Raw genomic sequence first — 17,732 nt, 5'->3', positions numbered from 1 at the left:
CGAGAAAGTAGAGAATGGCGCATGTCCATTTCGATGAAAACCGCGAACCTCCACAGGGACGCCCCTGCCGTCCTCTGCTGTCGGACGCCCAAGGGAGCAGTCATCGGCGCCGTACACCTGGAGGATCCCTCCATGTTCCCCGAGCTCGAGGGCTCGGGCCTCCTTTCGATTCCCGCGGGCGCGCTGACCATCGGCCAGGTCCTCGGCGCGACGCTCAAGGAGACCACGGACGCCCTCACTCCGCTGACCCCGGCCCTCGTCGAAGACGCCCCCGCCTCCGCCGCGTGTCACGTGGCGCCCCTCGAGCCCACCGCGCCGTCGGAGCGGGTCCTGCGCACGCTCAGGCACAGGATATACGACGTCCGCCAGGTACAGATTGCGGGCAAGACCTCCTTCGAGGACGGGAAGCTGACCATCCGCGAATCGCTGCGCGAGGAGTCGTCTATGGCCGATCTCCTCGTCAAGAAGGTGGAGATGGATGTGGTCACGCCCGACAGTCGGCACATCTTCACCAATACCATCATGGATGTCATTCCGGTCGCCACGAAGGTGGAGGGCAAGCTTGGCGAGGGCGTGACGCACGTGATGGAAGGCCTGGTGTTCATTCTCACGGGCGTGGACGAAAATGGCATGCAGCTCCACGAGTTCGGCTCCTGCGAAGGATATCTGGACGAAACGATCTGCTTTGGCCGCCCGGGCTGCCCGGACTTCGGCGACCTCATGGTGCGCGTCAACGTCGTCCTCCAGGCCGGCATCGGCATGGAGCGCCGTGGCCCTCAAGCGGCGCACAAGGCGTGCGACGTCATCATGCAAGAAATCCGCGAATCCCTAAAAAGAGCCCCCGCGAGGGGCTGCATTGGAGTGAAGACCCATCACGACATGAAGAAGCCCGGCAGGCCGCGCGTCGTGCTCGTCAAGGAGATCATGGGCCAGGGCGCAATGCACGAGAAATTGCTGCTGCCGGCCGAGCCCGCGGGCGCCAGGGGGGGCCGCCTGGACGTCGACCTCGGCAACGTGCCGGTCGTGCTCTCCCCCAACGAGGTGCGCGATGGGGGCATCCACGCGCTGACCTGCGTCGGCCCCGCGACCAAGGAGACCACACGCCACTATTTTCGCGAGCCGCTGCTGCGCCTGATGGCGGAGGACGGGGCGATCGACCTCGTGGGCGTCGTCTTCATCGGCAGCCCGCAGGTCGACGATGAAAAGACATTCGTCTCGGCGCGCCTCGGCGCGCTCGTGGAAGCGCTCAGCGTGGACGGCGTGATCCTCACGACCGAGGGCTTCGGCAACAACCATATCGATTTCGCCGAAAGCATCGAGCAAATCGGCGCGCGCGGAATCAGCGTGGTCGGCGCATCGTTCTCTGCCCATCAGGGCCAGCTCGTCGTCGGCAACCGATACATGGACGCGATGATCGAGCTCAACAAGAATCCGGAGGGCCGTGAGAGCGAGACCCTCGGCGAATGCACCTTGTGCCCCGAAGACGCGCGGCGCGCCTTGTCGATGCTCAAGACGAAGATGGCGGGTATCCCGATCGAGCCTGCGAGCCCCAGGTGGACCCAGGCGGTCATCGACGCAAACCAGAGGCTCGTCGACCGAGGAGAAACCACGAAGCCCACGACAGCGACAGGGCTGAGGAGCGAAATTTACGTTCCCATCACGCCGCCTGCGGTCTGGACGCCCCTCATGAAGCCGCTTTCCGCGTGCGTCGTGGCCCTTTGCACGGCGGGCGGCGTCCATCTGAAATCCCAGAAGCCGTTCGTCCTGTCCGGCGATCCCACGTTTCGCGAAATCGCGAGAACGACACCGTCCTCCGAGCTGATGGTCAGCCATGGCGGCTTCGACAACAGCGACGTGAACCGGGACATCAACGCGATGTTCCCGATCGACCGCCTGCGCGAGCTCGAGGCCGAGGGCTTCATCGGCAAGGTCGCGCCGACGCTGATCGGATTCATGGGGGGCGGCGGCGACGTGGACAGGTTCCGCGACGAGAGCGGACCCACCATTGCGAAGATCCTGAAGGACGAGGGCGTGGACGTCGCGGTCTTCACGGGCGGGTGCGGCACCTGCCACCGCTCGGCGGTCATCGTACAGCGCGCCGTGGAGGCCGCGGGCATCTCCACGATCCTCATTGCTGCGTTGCCTCCGATTGCCAGGCAGCAGGGCGCGCCCCGCATCACCGCGCCCCACGTCCCCATCGGCTCGAACGCCGGCGAGCCCCGCAATGTGGAGATGCAAACGGCGATTCTCAAGGATACGCTGCGCGCGGTCGAGGTGATGACCCATTTCGGGCAGACCAAGGTGCTGCCGTACGAGTACCGGCGCAGCGCATGAGCCGGCTGACGAACCAGGAGCACCCGCATGATCATTCAAAGCTTCATCAGCGACAACATACCGCCCGAGGTGCCCCACCTGCGGCTGGGGCTCTATCAGGGGCATGGCACGGCCGGCGACATGGCAGCCGTGATGCGCAACCTGGAGGTCTTGCGCGAAGCCGCGGCGAGAGCTCGGACATACGGTGTCCATCTGTTGAGCTTCCCCGAGTTGTTCCTGACCGGGTACGACGTGACGGATGCAGCCGCGACCCACGAGATGGCCGAGTCGATCCAGAGGGAAGGCATCCTGGACCGGGTGGCTGCCACGGCCAAGGAGAACGGGCTCGCCATCATCTGTCCCTATCCCGAAGCGGCCACCGTGGCCGGCGAGCGGCGATACTACGACAGCATCGTGGTACATGGACCGGATGGCGGGCTGCTCAAGAACTATCGCAAGACCCACCTCTGGGGTGGGGACGAGCGCAATAGCTGGTCCTTTGGCCATGTTCATCCCGAGGAAGGCGAGGCTTTCACGGTATTCAGGGTCCATGGTATCGGCGTCGGCGTTCTGAACTGCTACGAGGCGGAGTTTCCCGAACTTTGCCGCATCCTGGCTCTGAAGGGCGCCCAGCTCGTGGTCATCCCCACGGCGGCCGATGAGTTTACCATGCTGCGGACCGGAGAGAGGACCAGGACGGCTTATCCCAATATCGACTTCTTGATTCGCGCCAACGCATACCAGAACGAGATTTTTTGTGCCTACAGCAACCGGAAGGGGCTCGAGACCCAGGACGGTCGGATCGTGGGTTGCTATCTCGGCAACAGTTGCCTGGTCGACCCTCATGGTCATTACCTGCTTCCCGAGATCTGCCTGCCGAAAGGAAGGCCCGACGAGGCTTGTTGCGGCTGGAATGATCAAATGCTGATGATCGCCGACTGTGTGCCCGGTTTTTATGGCCCCACGCACCCGGAGACCATGATCGGGGACAAGATGGCGGCCACGCACTACATGCGCGACCGCCGCTGGAATCTCTATGGCCAGCTCACGGCGCGGACGTACGTGGACCAGACGTCCGGGGAGGAGAGAGTGTATCCGGAAGAGCCTGAGTGACCGTTCGCCGCGTCGCCGCGCTCATCGCCCGACGACGAACCCGTATTTCAGGGGATCATCCGGATCGACCACGAACTGCTGGATGCCCGTCACGTAGGCCCTTCCGACGAGGATCGGCCGGACCGCGCGGGAGCCGCCCACCTGGAGCTCTCGGGTGAGCCTTCCCTTGAAGCGAGTGCCGATGATGCCCTCGTCGACGAGCTCGACCCCGAGCGGCAGCTCCCCGCGATCATGCAGGGTGGCCATGAGCGCCGAGAGGCCGGTGCCGCACGGGCAACGATCCAGTTGACCTCGTCCGAACACCACCATGCTCCTGGAGAATGGGGTGGTCGGCTCGGGTCGTTCGTAGATCTCGGTCAGCTCGACGCGGTCGATGTCTGGCTTCGCGGGGTGCTGGACCTTCACTTTCTCGTTGACGGCGTCCTTCACCATCATCCCGAGCTCGATGAGCCGAGGGATGTGGTCGCGGTGGATCGGCACGCCGAGCTTGCTCGCGTCGACCATGGCAAAGAAGTTCCCCCCGAAGGAGACGTCGACGTCGATGACGCCCACGCCGGGCAAGGTGAGCTCGACCTGCCTTTCGTAGACGAACGAGGGGACATTGGCGACGGCGACCTCGACCACGCGCCCCGCCTCGACCCTGGCGTGACCTTCGACCACGCCGGCAGGCGTGTCGAAAACCACCACGGTCTCCGGCTCCGTGGCCGCGATCATGCCAAGCTCGATGAGGACCGTAGCAACGCCGATCACGCCGTGACCACACATGTCGAGGTAGCCCGCGTGATCCATGAACAGGAGGCCATGATGGCTGTGCTCGCCAACGGGCGGCGTGAGGATGGCCCCGAACATGTCGTGATGCCCCCTGGGTTCGCGCATGAGCAGCGTGCGGAAGTGGTCCAGGTGCTCCTCCATGTGCCGCTTCTTCGCGGCCATCGTGCCCCCGGGGAGATGCGGCAGGCCGCTCAGGACAATCCGGGTGGGCTCGCCTCCCGTGTGCGAATCGATCGCCGATATCACGTGTGAAAATCTCGCCATTCGTCGGTCGGCTCCTCGACGCCTCCACTTCTTGCAAGAGCCGGGCGACCCTCCCGAAGATCGCCTCTCCGGCTTGCTCGGAGGTCTCCACGAATGCCGGCGACACAAAGGGCCGAGATCGGGTTCGTGAAGGCGCTCTCGCGGTTCGACGCCGCGGCGCTCGTCGCTGGCTCGATGATTGGCTCGGGCATCTTCATCGTCTCTGCCGACATCCTTCGCCTGGTGCGCGCCCCCGGCCTGCTCCTGCTCGTCTGGATCTCCGCCGGCCTCGTCACCATCTTCGGCGCGCTCACGCAAGGCGAGCTCGCGGCCATGTTTTCGCGGGCGGGCGGGCAGTATGTCTATCTGCGCGAAGGGATCTCCCCGCTCTTCGGTTATCTCTATGGGTGGACGCTGTTCATGATCATCCAGACGGGCACGATCGCCGCCGTCGCGGTGGCGTTCGCCCGCTTCTCCGCCGTGTTCGTGCCTGCGCTCTCCCCCGACGTGTCCTTCGGGCTCACCCTCGTGCTCCCGAGCGGTCCCGTCGAGATCGGGCTCTCTCCCCAGCGCGCGCTCGCAATCGTCGTCGTGGCGATACTCACCTGGATCAACGTGCGCGGCGTGAAGATCGCGGCGTTCCTCCAGAGCTCGCTCACCCTCATCAAAATCGCGCTGCTCGTCGGCCTCATCGGGGTGGGGATCGGCATCGGGCGGAATGCCGAGGCCATCGGGGCCAACTTCGGCGAGGCGTTCTGGCCGGAGGGTGGGCTCGCGCTCGCGCATCTGCCGGTCCTCGGGGCCGCGATGGTGGGCGCCTTGTTTTCGATGGACGCCTGGAACAACGTGGGCTTCGCGGCCGACGAGCTCACGAACCCGAAGCGCGATCTCCCCTTCGCAATGGCCTCCGGCGTCGTCGTGGTGACGATCCTGTATCTGGCCGCGAACCTGGCTTATCTATCCGTCCTGCCCGGGGAGGCGATCGCCCACGCTCCCCAGGATCGCGTGGGTACGGCGGTGTTCGATGCGATCCTCGGCGCGGTCGGGGCCTCGGTCATGGCTGCCGGGATCATGATTTCCACCCTCGGCTGCGCCAATGGAATGATCCTCGCGGGGGCGCGGGTCTACTACGCGATGGCCCACGACGAGCTCTTCTTCAAGGCCGCCGGCGTCCTCCACCCGCGTCATCGTACCCCGGCCGTGGCGCTCGTCGTCCAGGCCGTCTGGACCAGCGTGCTCTGCCTGTCGGGGACGTATTCGCAGCTCCTCGATTACGTCATCTTTGCCACGCTGCTCTTTTACATGCTCACCACGGTGGGCCTCTTCGCCCTCCGGATCAAGCGGCCCCACGTCGATCGGCCCGTGAAGGTCGTGGGGTATCCCTGGCTGCCCGCGCTTCACGTCCTGCTCACGGCCCTGATCTGCGTGGATCTGCTGCTCGAGAAGCCGGGATACACGTGGCCAGGACTCGTGATCGTCGCGCTCGGCGTGCCCGTGTACTTCGCCTGGAGGGCCGTCGCGGCGAAATGACGCGGGATGCGCGCCGAGGCTCGTTCGATATGCTATCCCTGCGTCTGGACCGAGCCGCGTTCTCCTCGTGCCACTGCGTGGACGTACGGAGGGGAAACTCCGCGTGACGCTCACCGGCCCGGATATCCGAAGGAGCAGCTCTGACCACGTCACCCGACCAAGAACCGCAGGGGCTCAGGCGCGCGCTCGGCCTCGCCTCCATCACCATCTTCGGTATCGGCGATATCCTGGGCACCGGCGTTTATGGGCTCGTCGGCCGCATCGCTGGTATGACCGGCACGGCAGCCTGGGTGTCGTGCGTCATTGCTGGAATCACCGCGGGCCTCACCGGTCTCACCTACGCCGAGCTCACCTCGCGTTATCCCAAGGCCGGCGGCGCCGCCCATTTCTGTCACGTGATTCACCGCAATACGTTCGTGACATTTTTCACAATCTTCTTCGTGGGGCTATCGGGGGTCTTTTCGACGGCGACCGGCGCTCGTATCATTGGCAACTATGCGCTGGCATTGCTCCCCGGCGCCCCGCCCGTGGCGCGAGATTATCTGGTGCCGTTCGTGTTCGTGTTCCTGCTCGGCGCCATCGCCATGCGCGGAATCGTGCTGTCATCCGCCGCCAATGCCGTCTGCACCGTCATCGAATTTTCTGGGCTTCTCTTGGTCATCCTCCTCGGCGCGCGGTTCCTCGGCTCCGTGAGTTACCTCGATTTCGCCGCGGCCGCAGCACCACACCAGGGCACGCCCGCCGCGCTGCTCGCCGTGTCGGGGGCATCCCTGGCGTTCTACGCCTTCATCGGATTCGAGGATCTCGCCAACCTCAGCGAGGAAGTCATCCATCCCGAGCGCAACGTCCCCCTCGCCATCGGTCTTTCCGTCGCCGGCACGATCCTGATCTACTGTCTCGTCGCGCTGGTGGCCGTGTCCGTGGTGACGCCGGCAGCCCTCGCCGAATCCCAATCACCTCTGATCGACGTCGTGCGCAAAGCCGCCCCCGGATTCCCGCTGTGGATTTACACCGTGGTTCCGGTGTTTGCCGCGTTCAACACCGCGCTGCTCAATCTGCTGATGACGTCGCGTCTCCTCTATGGCATGTCACGGAAAGGATCGGGGTATTTGCCACCGCTCTTTTCGTACATACATCCCACATGGCGCACGCCCATCGTCGGCGTGGGGGTCGCGGTCACGGTCGTCATCGTCTTGCTGCTGTGTTTCCGCGACATCAAGACCCTGGCATCCGGCACCTCGACGTTCCTGCTCGTGGTGTTCATTCTGTTGCACCTCGCGTTGATTCGCGTCAAACGCAACCCAACTGCTCCGCCCGCCGCCTTTCCCGTGCCGCTGGCCATTCCCGTACTCGGATTCTTGTCCTGCGCAGGCCTGCTCATGAGACAAGACACGACCGCACTGCGCGCCGCGGCCACGCTCGGGCTCGTTGCGCTCGTCGTCTACGCCGTACAGCGCATCCGCGGCAAACTCGACGTCCAACCGGTGGACTAAACGAGAAGGGCGCATGTCCATTGACCGAGGGCTTCGGCAACAGGCATATCGATTTTCAATGCGAGTGGGCTCTCCTCCCGTGTGCGAATCGATCGCCGATATCACGTGTACAAACCTCACCTACGCACCCGCCTGATGTGCGAGCTCCCCGAGGAGCTCGTCCGCGAGCGCTCGCGTGACGGCCTTCATCGATCCGGTCCGCCGGAGCAGCTCGAGCTGCCGCGCGCTCGAATTACCCCGCGAGAGGAAGCCCTCGGCGTGCGCGAGATCCGCCGCCTCGCCCAGCACACGCGCCTGGGGCGAGACGAGCGCGAACAGATCCTCGGCGACCCCGCGGAGGGGTCGCGAATGGCCCTCCGCGTCCACGACGAGCTCGGCCTCGAGCCCGTCCCGGCAGGCGCGATGACAATTCTCCTTCTCGATCCACCAGGGTACGGCCCGCGGCAGCCGCGAATCCGGCACCCCGTCGGCCATTACGGTCACGAGCAATGAATGCACGAGCGCGCCGAGCGAGAGCGCGTCCGCGACGGTGGGCTGTGCATCCATGATACGCACCTCGATCGTGCCGAGATCGGGCCGCGGGCGCAGGTCCCAGTGCATGTCCCGGTACGATTCGAACATCGCGGCCCGCTCGGCCACGTCCACGAAATGCAAGAAAGCCGCCCAGTCGTCGAATGTGGGGGCAATCCCAGCGCTCCGCGTGGGCGCGAGCAGGCAGCGCCGGAACGCGGCGAACGAGGTGTCCCTGCCGCGATACGCGGGCGACGAGGCCGAGAGCGCGAGCAGGACGGGCAAGACGGCGCGGACCCGAGCCATCACGCGTATCGCGACCTCCCCCGAGGGCATGCCCACGTGGACATGCAGCGCATAGACGATCTGCATAGTCGCCAGATACCCGTTCGTGCGCTGCATGGCGAGATACCGCGGCAGCGGCGTGATGGGGACGAGCCGCTCGCAGAAGGGGTGCGTCCCAGCGCCGACGAGGGCCATGCCGAGCTGCGCCGCGGCGTTCGAAACACGGGAAACTCTATCGACCAGGGCGCCGCGTAGGAGCGCCGTGGACGCCATCGGGTCCGTGACGACCTCCACGCAGGGCTCGATTGCTTCGGGTTTGACGAGGGGATCGGGAGGGAGGAGCCCGATCAGCGGGAGGATGCCATCGTGCAGATCGAGCGTCTCTCGATGGACGAGCTGCCATTCGAGCTCGAGGCCGACGGTGGGAGGGCTCGGGTGGAAATCGCGGGTCATCATGGGCACCTTGGCAAGGCGCGTTGCGCCTCCCGCACGACCTCGGCGAAGTAGGACGCGCCGAGCAGCAAGACGTCTTCGTCCACGGTGAATGCGGGGCTGTGCAAGGGGACATAGTCCCAGCCCTCCCTGCGGGCGCCCAGGCGGACGAAACAGCCGGGCGTCGCGTGCAGGTAATAGGCAAAATCCTCCGAGCCCATGCTGGGGTGCTCCTGAGGCAACACGTGGCGCACGCCGAAGACGCGCTCGGCGGCGCGGCGGCAGATCGAAGCCTCGCGCGCCGTGTTCACCACGGGAGGGTATCCCTCGACGAGCTCGACGACGACGGCGGCGCCGTGCAAAGCGCCGACGGCGCCGGCCATGCGGCGAATGCCGCGGAGAACGCGATCTCGAGCCGCCTCGACGGTCGTGCGGATGCTCCCCTCGAGCACCGCCTCCTCGGCGATGACATTCGCCGCTGTCCCCGCCTGCACGCGGCCGATGGTGACCACCGTGGGGTGAATCGGATCGGCCTCGCGCGAGACCAGGGTTTGCAGCGCCGAGATCAAGAACCCCGCGACGATGACCGCATCCACGGCCTCGTGCGGGCGCGCGCCGTGCCCGCCCTTGCCGCGGACGCGCAGGACGAACCGGTCCGACTGCGCCGTGACGACGCCCTCGGTGACCATGATCTGCCCCGTGAGGTAATGGTGGGTGACGTGGCCGCCGAAGATGGCGGAGACCCCGGCGAGCGTGCCGGCCTGCATCATGACGCGCGCCCCGCCGCCGTGCTCCTCGGCGGGTTGAAAGACGAGCACCACGTCCCCCGCGGGCCTCTCGCCTCGCGAGAGCAGCCGCGCCGCCCCGAGCACCATGGCCATGTGCGCGTCGTGGCCGCAGGCGTGCACGCGTCCCGGGTGCTGCGAGGCGAAGGGCAGCCCCGTGGACTCGTCGCCCGGCAATCCATCCATCTCCGCGCGGAGCGCAATGACGGGGGCCGCCGGGTCTCGGCCCTCGATCCGGCCGACCACGCCCATCCCGCGCCCACCGTAGGTCGCGGCGATCCCGAGGCGGAAGAGCTCCCGCTGGATGAAATCAGCCGTCTTCTCCTCCACGAAGGCGAGCTCGGGGATGCGGTGCAGGCCGCGCCGGAGGGCGACGAGATCGTCGAGGAAAACCTGTGTGTTCGGGATGTCCATCAGACCCGCCCCCGCCGGCTCGGTATGCACGCTGCGCGCGCTCTCGAGGCCACGTAGAGCCGGACTTCGTGAAGGGAAGCGGCGGCCCCCGATTCCCGAGGTCTCGCCCGCGGACGTCCCCTCGGGTGCTCGATCGGGCGCTCGACCTCGAATACAGCAGCGCTTGACCTGGGTGCCGATGACCCAAGGGGTATCTCACACGCCGCGCTGGAGGAGGGACAGGACGTGGACACCAAAAAACGATGGGCGACACGAACGCGTGCTGGTGCCGGGGAGCCGTGCGCCGAATACACGCCCGTGCCCGGCCTCGATTGCGAGCTCTTTCGCTTGCGGGCGGAGGGCCTCTCACCCGAACAGCGCGCGGCGGTCATGGACGCGTTATGGCGTTACGAGTCCCAGCAGACGGACCTCATGCTCGGATACCAGTGCAACGAGCGAATCGATTCCTCGGAGATCCTGGGCCGATACCTCGGTAGGCACGTCAACAACATCGGCGATCCGTTCCAGAGCGGATCCGCCACCTTCAACACCAAGTGGGTCGAGCGCGCCGTGCTCGACTACTTCGCCTCGCTCTGGCACGCAAAACTCCCGCACGATCCCGACGATGGCGAATCGTACTGGGGCTACATGCTCACCATGGGCTCGACCGAAGGGAACCTCTACGGGCTCTGGAATGCAAGGGACTACCTCGCCGGGAGGTTCCTCCTCATCGATCCCGAGTCGGCGGAGGAAGCGAGGGAAGCGGCCTCGAACAGGGGCAGGCGCGTCGTGCCGCCGCGCCTCGTCTATCAGCAGGCGCCTGCTCCCGAGGGCCAGCCGAACGCCCGTGTCCCCGTCGCGTTCTATTCGCAGGATACTCACTATTCCATCATCAAGGCGATGCGGGTGCTCGACATCCGCACGTTCTACGAGATCGGCACCGAGCGCTACCCCCGCGATAATCCGCTTTCACCTGGCAATGCATGGCCGCACGAGGTGCCCTCGGTCGGCGGGACGAACGGCATCGGGGTGATCGACATCGAGGCGCTGGCCACGCTCGTAGAGTTCTTCGCCTCGAAGGGCCACCCGATCCTCGTCAATTTCAACTACGGGACGACGTTCAAGGGAGCCTACGACGACGTGGAGGGGGCCGGGGCCGCGCTCCTGCCCATCCTGCGCCGGTACGGCCTCGACGAGCGGAAGGTCCATTATGATCCGAGAGACCCGCGGAAGCACGACGTCCGCACGGGTTACTGGTTCCACGTCGACGGCGCGCTGGGTGCCGCGTACATGCCCTTCCTGGAGATGGCTCACGCAGCGGGGCGGATTGCGACGCGCGGGCCAAACTTCGATTTCCGCCTCCCGTTCGTGAGCTCCCTGGTGATGAGCGGGCACAAATGGATCGGCGCGCCCTTTCCTTGCGGTGTGTACATGACGCGGACGAAGCTCTTGCTCCGGCCGCCCAGCCGGCCCGAGTACATCGGCTCCCCCGATACCACGTTCGCCGGATCACGCAATGGGCTGTCCGCCCTCGTCCTCTGGGAACACCTCGCCAGGCGCTCCTACGAGGATCAGATCAAAAAGGCCCTCTACACGGAGGAGCTCTCGGCGTACGCCGAGCGGAGGCTGCGTGCGCTCGGCGATCGGCTCGGGCACGATCTGTGGGTAGAGCGAGCCCCGCTCTCGCTCACCATCCGCTTCCGAGCCGTGAACCCCGCGCTGGCCTTCAAGTACACGCTGGCGGGCGAGACGCTCTACGTGGACGGGGAAAAACGACAATATCATCACGCGTACATGATGGAGCACGTCACGCGCGAGCGAATCGACGCATTCATCGACGACCTCGCGGCGCCCGGCGCGTTCCCGGCGCAGGAGGTCACGCCGACCGCGCCGGCCCATGAGAGCCACATTGCTGGGCGCGAGGGCCGGCTCGTGCACGTGCCGCATACGGGGCGCAGCTTCCGCGGGTGATAGCCCCTCGGGACCCATGCCCACGGTCACGTGCGGCTGGCCCGCCGTGTGATCCCCGCCGCGAGCCGTCGCCCAGGCTGTCCTCGCCGTAAAGCTCTACATCCATTTGGCCGCGCGGCAGCGGCGTTCGTGAGCAGGTTCGTGACCACCTGGTCAGGCCACGCACCAGTCCCCGAGCGCCCACAGCGTGGGGTTCGGTTGCCGCACGCTGAGGGGCTGGCTTCTGTCGCCGAGCCCCCCGGTCTCCCCGAGTGCGCAGCCTGCGCCGCACCTCCGAGAGCCATTATCCGCCCCCATGGCTCGTTGTTGCTAGCGAGCGCGTTGTGAGGCACACTCGGGCCCGCCGACGCGGGGTGGGATGCGAATTCGTCCCTGCCCCCGAAAGTTTTACACGGGCATTCGATCGCGCAGGTACCGATCCGACGAATGTGTGCAGCGACGGTCCTTCCACCTTTCGGTGACGCGCTCACAGTCGATCGGGTCCGCGATCCAGAACCACGAATGAAGAAGGGGGCGCGATGCTTTCACGACGGGCATTCTTGAAATACACTGGGGCGACGGCGCTGACGCTCTTCACCTACGACAAACTCGGAGTTCGCAGGGCACTCGCGCAGATTCCGGGCGGCACGCTGGATCCCACGATCGTACCGAAGTATTTAATCCCCTTGCTGATCCCGCCTGTGATGCCCAAGGCCGGAACGATCAAGATGCAGGGGGGCAAGCAGGCTGACTACTACGAGATCTCGGTGCGTCAGTTCGCCCAGCAGATCCTGCCGGCTGATTTTTTCCCGCCGACGACGGTGTGGGGATACGGCGCTGTTACTTCAGCAAGCAGGAGCGGGAGAGGTTTACTGATACACAACGCGCCGTCGCTCACGATCGAGGCGGACTGGAAGCGCCCCGTCCGCGTCAAATGGATCAACGAGCTCCTCGACACGAACGGGAATTTCCGGCCCCACATCTTGCCCGTGGACCAGACGCTGCACTGGGCCAACCCGCCCGGCGGTGATGCGGAACGTGACACGCGGCCGACCTTCGCATCCACCCCCGGTCCATACACCGGACCGGTGCCCATCGTCACGCACGTTCATGGCGCGGTTGGCGTCGGCGACGAGAGCGACGGCTACGCCGAGGCATGGTACCTGCCGGCGGCCGGTAATATTCCAGCGAGCTACGCCACGAAAGGCACCTGGTACGACTTTTTCGCGAGCAAGGCCGCAGCGAAGTTCGGAGTCACGTGGGGTCCCGGATTCGCCACCTTCCAGTACCCGAACGACCAGCGCGCAGCGACCGTTTGGTATCACGACCATACGCTGGGCATGACCCGCGTGAACGTGTACGCGGGCCCGGCCGGCTTTTACATCATTCGCGGCGGGCCCGATGGCGATGGCGCCGTGATCGACACCCGATCCGGCAAGCCGGCCGTGCTGCCGGGGCCCGCCCCCAAGGAGAACGACAAGTTCCCGCCCAACAAAACCTATTACGAGATCCCCATGGCCATCCAGGATCGCTCGTTCAACACGGACGGGTCGCTCTTCTACCCCGACACGCGGGAGTTTTTCGACGGCATCATCGGGCCCTACATCCCGGATACCGACATCTCGCCGATCTGGAACCCCGAGTTTTTCGGCAACATGATGATGGTCAATGGAAACACCTGGCCCTTCCAGACCGTCGAGCGACGGCGCTACCGGTTCCGCTTCCTCAATGGCTGCCAGTCGCGCTTCTTGATCCTCGACTTCAGCAACATCCCCGGCGTCGAGGTCTGGGCGATCGGCAATGAGGGCGGCTTCCTGGCCGAACCGGTGAACCTCACCGTGACGAACGGCAATCAGCTGCTCATGAGCCCGGCCGAGCGGGCCGACCTCATCGTCGATTTCACCAACGTTCCGGTCGGCAATCACGTGCTCGGCAACCTCGGTCCGGACGAGCCATTCGGCGGCGGCGTGCCAGGGGTCGATTTCCCGGTCGCGGACCCGGTGACCACGGGCCAGGTGATGCAATTCCGCGTGGTGCCGGCGGTCGCTCTCGATCCAACCACGCCCCCGCAATTCTTGCAGTTGCCGGCGATCACGCCGCTTCCAGCGGCGACGGTCACACGGCCTCTTGCGCTACTCGAGAAGTTGTCGGAGTTCTTCCCCGACGCGCCAGCGGAAGCCTTGCTGGGCACCGTAGGCGGCGATCCCAATACGGGCTTGGGCACCTGGACCGAGCTCCACTGGGACGACGACGTCACCGAGAACCCTGCCGTCGGTGCCACGGAGCTGTGGGAGTTCTACAACGCGACCGCAGACGCCCACCCGATGCACGTGCACGAGGTTGCCTTCGAGGTGGTCAACCGCCAGGCGATCATCGTCAACGAGGACACCCAGCAAGTCCAGGTCGTCATCGGCTCTCCGCCAACCCTACCCGAGGCGTGGGAGACCGGCTTCAAGGACACCGTCATCGCCTATCCGGGCCAAGTCACCCGCATCCGGGCGCAGTTCAAGACGCCCGGGCAATTCGTCTGGCATTGCCACATCGTCGAGCACGAGGACAACGAGATGATGCGGCCGTACCGGATCGGGCCGCCTCAGCCGGGTGAGCCCACGTAGGGGACGTCCCTCTGTGGCGGCTGACGGCCCAGCGAGACTCGAACCCGCTGGCCGCAGCCGCACGCGCAGCAGTTGGCCCTTCACTTCGGCGGTCGCCGACGGAGGACCTGGGTGATGCAATCTGCGGAGCCATAGCCACGCCGAAGGTTGTCGAAGCGCACCCAAGTCGCATGCACGGAGGACGCGGCGAGGGCACGCTTGTACGCCTCGCTGACGCCTTCCGCGCCGATGATACGCCGCGGGCCAATGGTGAGGACGTTGATCCCATAAGCCCCTTGGTCCTCCACGGACACAGGTAGTACGCGGACCCCTTTTTCCAGGAGGAACCGCACGAAATCCACATCCTTGCGCGCAAGGTCGTAGGTGCCCTGCGCGTTGCGGGTCCACACGTCGGCCTTCAGGCACTTCACGCTCCGGCGCACGTCGCAGTCGGGCATGTCGCGATCCGCCACGAGCAAGGCGAGATCGACGTCGAGGAGGTTGAAATACGTGTCAAGGTGCATTTCACGGGGATCTTGCCAAGCGTCCTTCACGACGATCACCTCGCGCGTGCCGAATACGTCGTGATCCAGCATTTCTCGGATCGCCGCCGCGTTGGTCCGCAGCCCCTGGCCGATGAACGCGCGCTCACCGGCTGGGAAGAAATCACCTCCCTCCAGGCGTGCGTCCGGGCTGATCTCGTAGATGGTCTCGATGCCCATCTTGGCGAGGACGAATTTCATGACCTCGCGCTCCGCAGCCCGCTGCGGGTTTGCCATCCGGCCGAGCACCACGCCGCGGGCCGTGGTCACCATCTGATCCCGCGCGAAATAGAGGTTCATCAAGGGGTTCAGGCGGTACTCGGCCAGCATGCAGGAGCGCTGCTCGGAGGCGCCGCATTGGCCGTACCGCAACACCACGGTGGGGCGCTCGAGGACCATCCGTACCAGCGTCGTGGGGGCCATCTTCGCGAGGGTCTCGTCGAAATAGGCCCGCTGCGCTTCTTGATCCGCGGGGCCGAGGCTCGAGACGTCCAGGGTCGTCATTCGTTTCGCCAGGCCCACGAGCGCCCGGCGAGCTTCCCCATCCGGATCCTCGGTGCCGGCGAGGAGCACGTCGACCACGTGGGTCACCTTTTCCACGCCTTGGTTCTCCAGCGTCGCCACGAATTGCCGATGCTCTGCAGCCGCGCCCTCGAGGCTGAAGGTATCCTCGAACAGGGCCGCGGCAGGGTGGAGGAGCCCTAAAAACACCTCCTCTCCGGGCCTGTGCACCAGGATCTGGGCGGCCTCGTACCAGTGCGCGTCGACGCCTGCGGGCTCCGCGCGCGAGAGATGTCCGCCGAGCAGCAACGACGCGGCTGTGGCCGCGGCGATGCCGAGGGACGCCCATCGCCTGCGGAAATCGTACATCGGCGCATGACTCGTTCGCATGGCCCTGAGCGATTGCACGTGCCGTACCCAGCGAGGCCGAGCAGCGTTCCCTGGCACGGCCTCGGCGCAGCGATCGATTACGTGTCCTCGCTCGGCCTCGCGGATATCCACGCCCACGAGTCGACGTTGCTCGCCTCCGGCACCGAGCTGCTCCGGGAGATCCCGGGGCTCCGGTTGATCGGCACGACGCGGGAGAAGTCGAGCATCCTGGCATTCGTCATCGATGGGACGGACCCGCAGAAGATCGGCGCCGCCCTTGGCAGGAACGGAATCGCGGTGCGGGCGGGGCATCCTTGCATGATGGTCCGCTTGGGGCTCCCCAGCACGACGCGCGCGTCGATAAAGCTTTACACCACGAGGGAGGGGATCGATGCGCTCGCCAGGTGCCTATGCTATCGCCTCCGGACGCCAGGAAGGCCAGGCACGTCGCTGCGGTGGGAGCACCGATCCTGGCCCGTGACCAGGCGCCATTCGTCGAGCGACAGCACCCGGTCGCCCTCGAACCCCGGCGTGGTGCTGATGGCGAAGCGGTCGACCACCCGGTTGAAGTCGCTCCAGAACCGCGCGCCGTTCCCTCCGTCGGCGGCGAGGCTCACGGCATCTATGCGGATGCTGCCCCTCTCGGCGTTCGCGTTGAGGAGTGTATTGCGCAGGATCACGTTCCCCGTGCTGCCCGTCACGCGGCTCGGCGGCCGTATCCACTCCGGAATCGGGGGCCTGTTTCCAGTGGGGCAAGTCGAGGACACGGGAGCTTCGCAGCTCGCGATCTGGACCGCATGACGCGCATCGTCCGCCATCAGGATGGTATTGTCGAGGACTCGATTGCGGCGTGATCCCTCCGCCCCGTCGATTTGGTAGAGCGCCACCCCCCAGGCGTGGTTGTCGAGGAGGATGTTGCGGCGGATCAGCGAGTCCTGCACCCCGTCGAGGTTGATGGCCGCGCCCCCGCCGGCCCCATTGTCGTGGATCAGGTTGTCCTCGATGACGGCGCCCGTGACGATCCCGTCGACCACACCGCCGCGCACGCGGTACGCGGGGCTGTCGAAATTGTTGTCCGCGTTGATCTGGATGCCGGAGCGCTGGTTGCCCCACACGTGGTTGCGCCGGATGATCGGCCGATCGGCGCTGTTCGACACGTAAATGCCGTGCTCGGAGCGGGAGCGGGAGCACTCGTTGTCCTCGACCAGGAGGTCGTCCGTGAAACTCGTGAAGATGCCCCAGCGCCCATTGTCGTCAGCGCGGTTCCGCCGGAGCGTGATGTGGTCCGAGACCTGCACGAAAATGCCGGCCCCGCCGCGATGAACGGGCCCCAGCTTCGCGTCGAGCTCGGCAGGCGGCATTCCGACGACCTCGAACCCCTCGATACGCACGTGGGACGAGCCCCAGACGTACAGCCCGTGAGGCCATTTCGGCCAGGAAGTGGTGTGTGTGACGTTGAGGGGGAGGTTCTCGGGGAGCGGGCCGGGACGTACCACCCGGGCTCCGGGAGCTGCGAGAAAGACGATGGGCCGCTCACGCGTCCCTGCCTTGTTTTCCAGGCTGAACCCATCGTAATCACCGGGGGCGACGCGCACCGTGTCTCCAGCCTTTACTTGGTTCGCGGCGCGCTGGAGCGTACGAAAGGGCCGTGCCGCCGATCCGACGGCCGCGTCGTCACCGCCTGGCGCGACGTGATAGGTGGCGGCCAGGGCGGTGCTCCTCCCGAGGAGCATTGCGAGACCAGCCGCCATCGTGATCGTGCCGCGCTCCTTCATGATGTGCCCCCTTCGCAAGGTGCCCCAGCCGACCATGAGGATCGGACGTCGTGGCTGGCAAGCCGACAAGGGGCAATGTTTTTTGGTAGGGGGACGGCGTAGGGGATGGCGGGGGTGACGATTCGAGGGCCCG

The 17,732-nt window shown here is 65.9% G+C and carries 11 protein-coding genes and 2 pseudogenes; 8 read left to right on the top strand and 5 right to left on the bottom strand.

Annotated features, from left to right (window positions below):
- Positions 1–21: 21 nt before the first annotated feature.
- The 3 genes and pseudogenes from QHF83_RS53475 to QHF83_RS19990 all read left to right on the top strand — a co-directional run.
- Positions 22–1,596: pseudogene (locus tag QHF83_RS53475) on the top strand (glycine/sarcosine/betaine reductase component B subunit); the annotation flags it as partial.
- Positions 1,570–2,334: a D-proline reductase (dithiol) protein PrdB gene (gene prdB, locus QHF83_RS19995; protein WP_282419543.1), complete on the top strand. Its 765-nt coding sequence runs from the start codon at positions 1,570–1,572 to the stop codon at positions 2,332–2,334. The pseudogene QHF83_RS53475 and the gene prdB, both read left to right, overlap by 27 nt.
- A 27-nt stretch (positions 2,335–2,361) precedes the next feature.
- The gene (locus QHF83_RS19990; protein WP_282419469.1) at positions 2,362–3,426 is read left to right on the top strand and encodes a nitrilase-related carbon-nitrogen hydrolase; all 1,065 of its coding nucleotides are present in this window, start codon (positions 2,362–2,364) and stop codon (positions 3,424–3,426) included.
- Positions 3,427–3,447: 21 nt separating this feature from the next.
- Here the strand turns inward: QHF83_RS19990 and QHF83_RS19985 are convergent, their stop codons facing one another.
- Positions 3,448–4,461 carry a proline racemase family protein gene (locus tag QHF83_RS19985; protein ID WP_282419468.1) on the bottom strand — a complete coding sequence of 338 codons (1,014 nt, stop codon included), beginning with the start codon at positions 4,459–4,461 and terminating at the stop codon, positions 3,448–3,450.
- A 93-nt stretch (positions 4,462–4,554) separates the two neighbouring features.
- Between QHF83_RS19985 and QHF83_RS19980 the strand changes: the two genes are divergently transcribed.
- Positions 4,555–5,970, top strand: coding sequence for an amino acid permease (locus QHF83_RS19980; protein ID WP_282419467.1), 1,416 nt, complete (start codon positions 4,555–4,557; stop codon positions 5,968–5,970).
- Between the two features lie 122 nt (positions 5,971–6,092).
- Positions 6,093–7,463: an APC family permease gene (locus QHF83_RS19975; RefSeq protein WP_348980450.1), complete on the top strand. Its 1,371-nt coding sequence runs from the start codon at positions 6,093–6,095 to the stop codon at positions 7,461–7,463.
- A 120-nt stretch (positions 7,464–7,583) separates the two neighbouring features.
- On the opposite strand, the gene QHF83_RS19970 is transcribed toward QHF83_RS19975, so the two are convergent.
- Complete coding sequence (locus QHF83_RS19970) at positions 7,584–8,714, bottom strand: YbdK family carboxylate-amine ligase (protein WP_282419466.1); 1,131 nt, start codon at positions 8,712–8,714, stop codon at positions 7,584–7,586.
- Positions 8,711–9,889: a M20 family metallopeptidase gene (locus tag QHF83_RS19965; RefSeq protein WP_282419465.1), complete on the bottom strand. Its 1,179-nt coding sequence runs from the start codon at positions 9,887–9,889 to the stop codon at positions 8,711–8,713. Before QHF83_RS19965 ends, QHF83_RS19970 begins: the two co-directional genes overlap by 4 nt.
- 225 nt (positions 9,890–10,114) lie before the next feature.
- Here QHF83_RS19965 and QHF83_RS19960 point away from each other — a divergent pair, with 225 nt between their 5' ends.
- Both QHF83_RS19960 and QHF83_RS19955 read left to right on the top strand, forming a co-directional pair.
- The gene (locus tag QHF83_RS19960) at positions 10,115–11,839 is read left to right on the top strand and encodes a pyridoxal-dependent decarboxylase (protein ID WP_282419464.1); all 1,725 of its coding nucleotides are present in this window, start codon (positions 10,115–10,117) and stop codon (positions 11,837–11,839) included.
- Positions 11,840–12,357: 518 nt separating this feature from the next.
- Positions 12,358–14,433, top strand: coding sequence for a multicopper oxidase (locus tag QHF83_RS19955; RefSeq protein WP_282419463.1), 2,076 nt, complete (start codon positions 12,358–12,360; stop codon positions 14,431–14,433).
- Positions 14,434–14,513: 80 nt separating this feature from the next.
- On the opposite strand, the gene QHF83_RS19950 is transcribed toward QHF83_RS19955, so the two are convergent.
- Complete coding sequence (locus tag QHF83_RS19950) at positions 14,514–15,845, bottom strand: arginine deiminase family protein (RefSeq protein ID WP_282419462.1); 1,332 nt, start codon at positions 15,843–15,845, stop codon at positions 14,514–14,516.
- Here QHF83_RS19950 and QHF83_RS19945 point away from each other — a divergent pair.
- Positions 15,747–16,163, top strand: a pseudogene (locus QHF83_RS19945) (aminotransferase class V-fold PLP-dependent enzyme); the annotation flags it as partial. The gene QHF83_RS19950 and the pseudogene QHF83_RS19945 sit on opposite strands and share 99 nt — an antisense overlap.
- Before the next feature lie 74 nt (positions 16,164–16,237).
- On the opposite strand, the gene QHF83_RS19940 reads toward QHF83_RS19945, so the two are convergent.
- Positions 16,238–17,599, bottom strand: coding sequence for a right-handed parallel beta-helix repeat-containing protein (locus QHF83_RS19940; protein WP_282419461.1), 1,362 nt, complete (start codon positions 17,597–17,599; stop codon positions 16,238–16,240).
- Between the last annotated feature and the right edge of the window lie 133 nt (positions 17,600–17,732).

Source organism: Polyangium sp. 15x6 (genome assembly GCF_029960785.1).
Lineage (GTDB): Bacteria > Myxococcota_A > Polyangia > Polyangiales > Polyangiaceae > Polyangium.
The sequence above is the reverse complement of the archived record's forward strand: the minus strand, read 5'-3'. Positions and strand labels throughout refer to the sequence as shown.

Excerpts from the sequence above, each read along its gene's own strand:
- QHF83_RS19990 (WP_282419469.1), top strand. The coding sequence starts at position 2,362 with ATGATCATTCAAAGCTTCATCAGCGACAACATACCGCCCGAGGTGCCC.
- QHF83_RS19985 (WP_282419468.1), bottom strand. The coding sequence starts at position 4,461 with ATGGCGAGATTTTCACACGTGATATCGGCGATCGATTCGCACACGGGA.
- QHF83_RS19980 (WP_282419467.1), top strand. The coding sequence starts at position 4,555 with ATGCCGGCGACACAAAGGGCCGAGATCGGGTTCGTGAAGGCGCTCTCG.
- QHF83_RS19970 (WP_282419466.1), bottom strand. The coding sequence starts at position 8,714 with ATGATGACCCGCGATTTCCACCCGAGCCCTCCCACCGTCGGCCTCGAG.
- QHF83_RS19965 (WP_282419465.1), bottom strand. The coding sequence starts at position 9,889 with ATGGACATCCCGAACACACAGGTTTTCCTCGACGATCTCGTCGCCCTC.
- QHF83_RS19955 (WP_282419463.1), top strand. The coding sequence starts at position 12,358 with ATGCTTTCACGACGGGCATTCTTGAAATACACTGGGGCGACGGCGCTG.
- QHF83_RS19950 (WP_282419462.1), bottom strand. The coding sequence starts at position 15,845 with ATGCGAACGAGTCATGCGCCGATGTACGATTTCCGCAGGCGATGGGCG.
- QHF83_RS19940 (WP_282419461.1), bottom strand. The coding sequence starts at position 17,599 with ATGAAGGAGCGCGGCACGATCACGATGGCGGCTGGTCTCGCAATGCTC.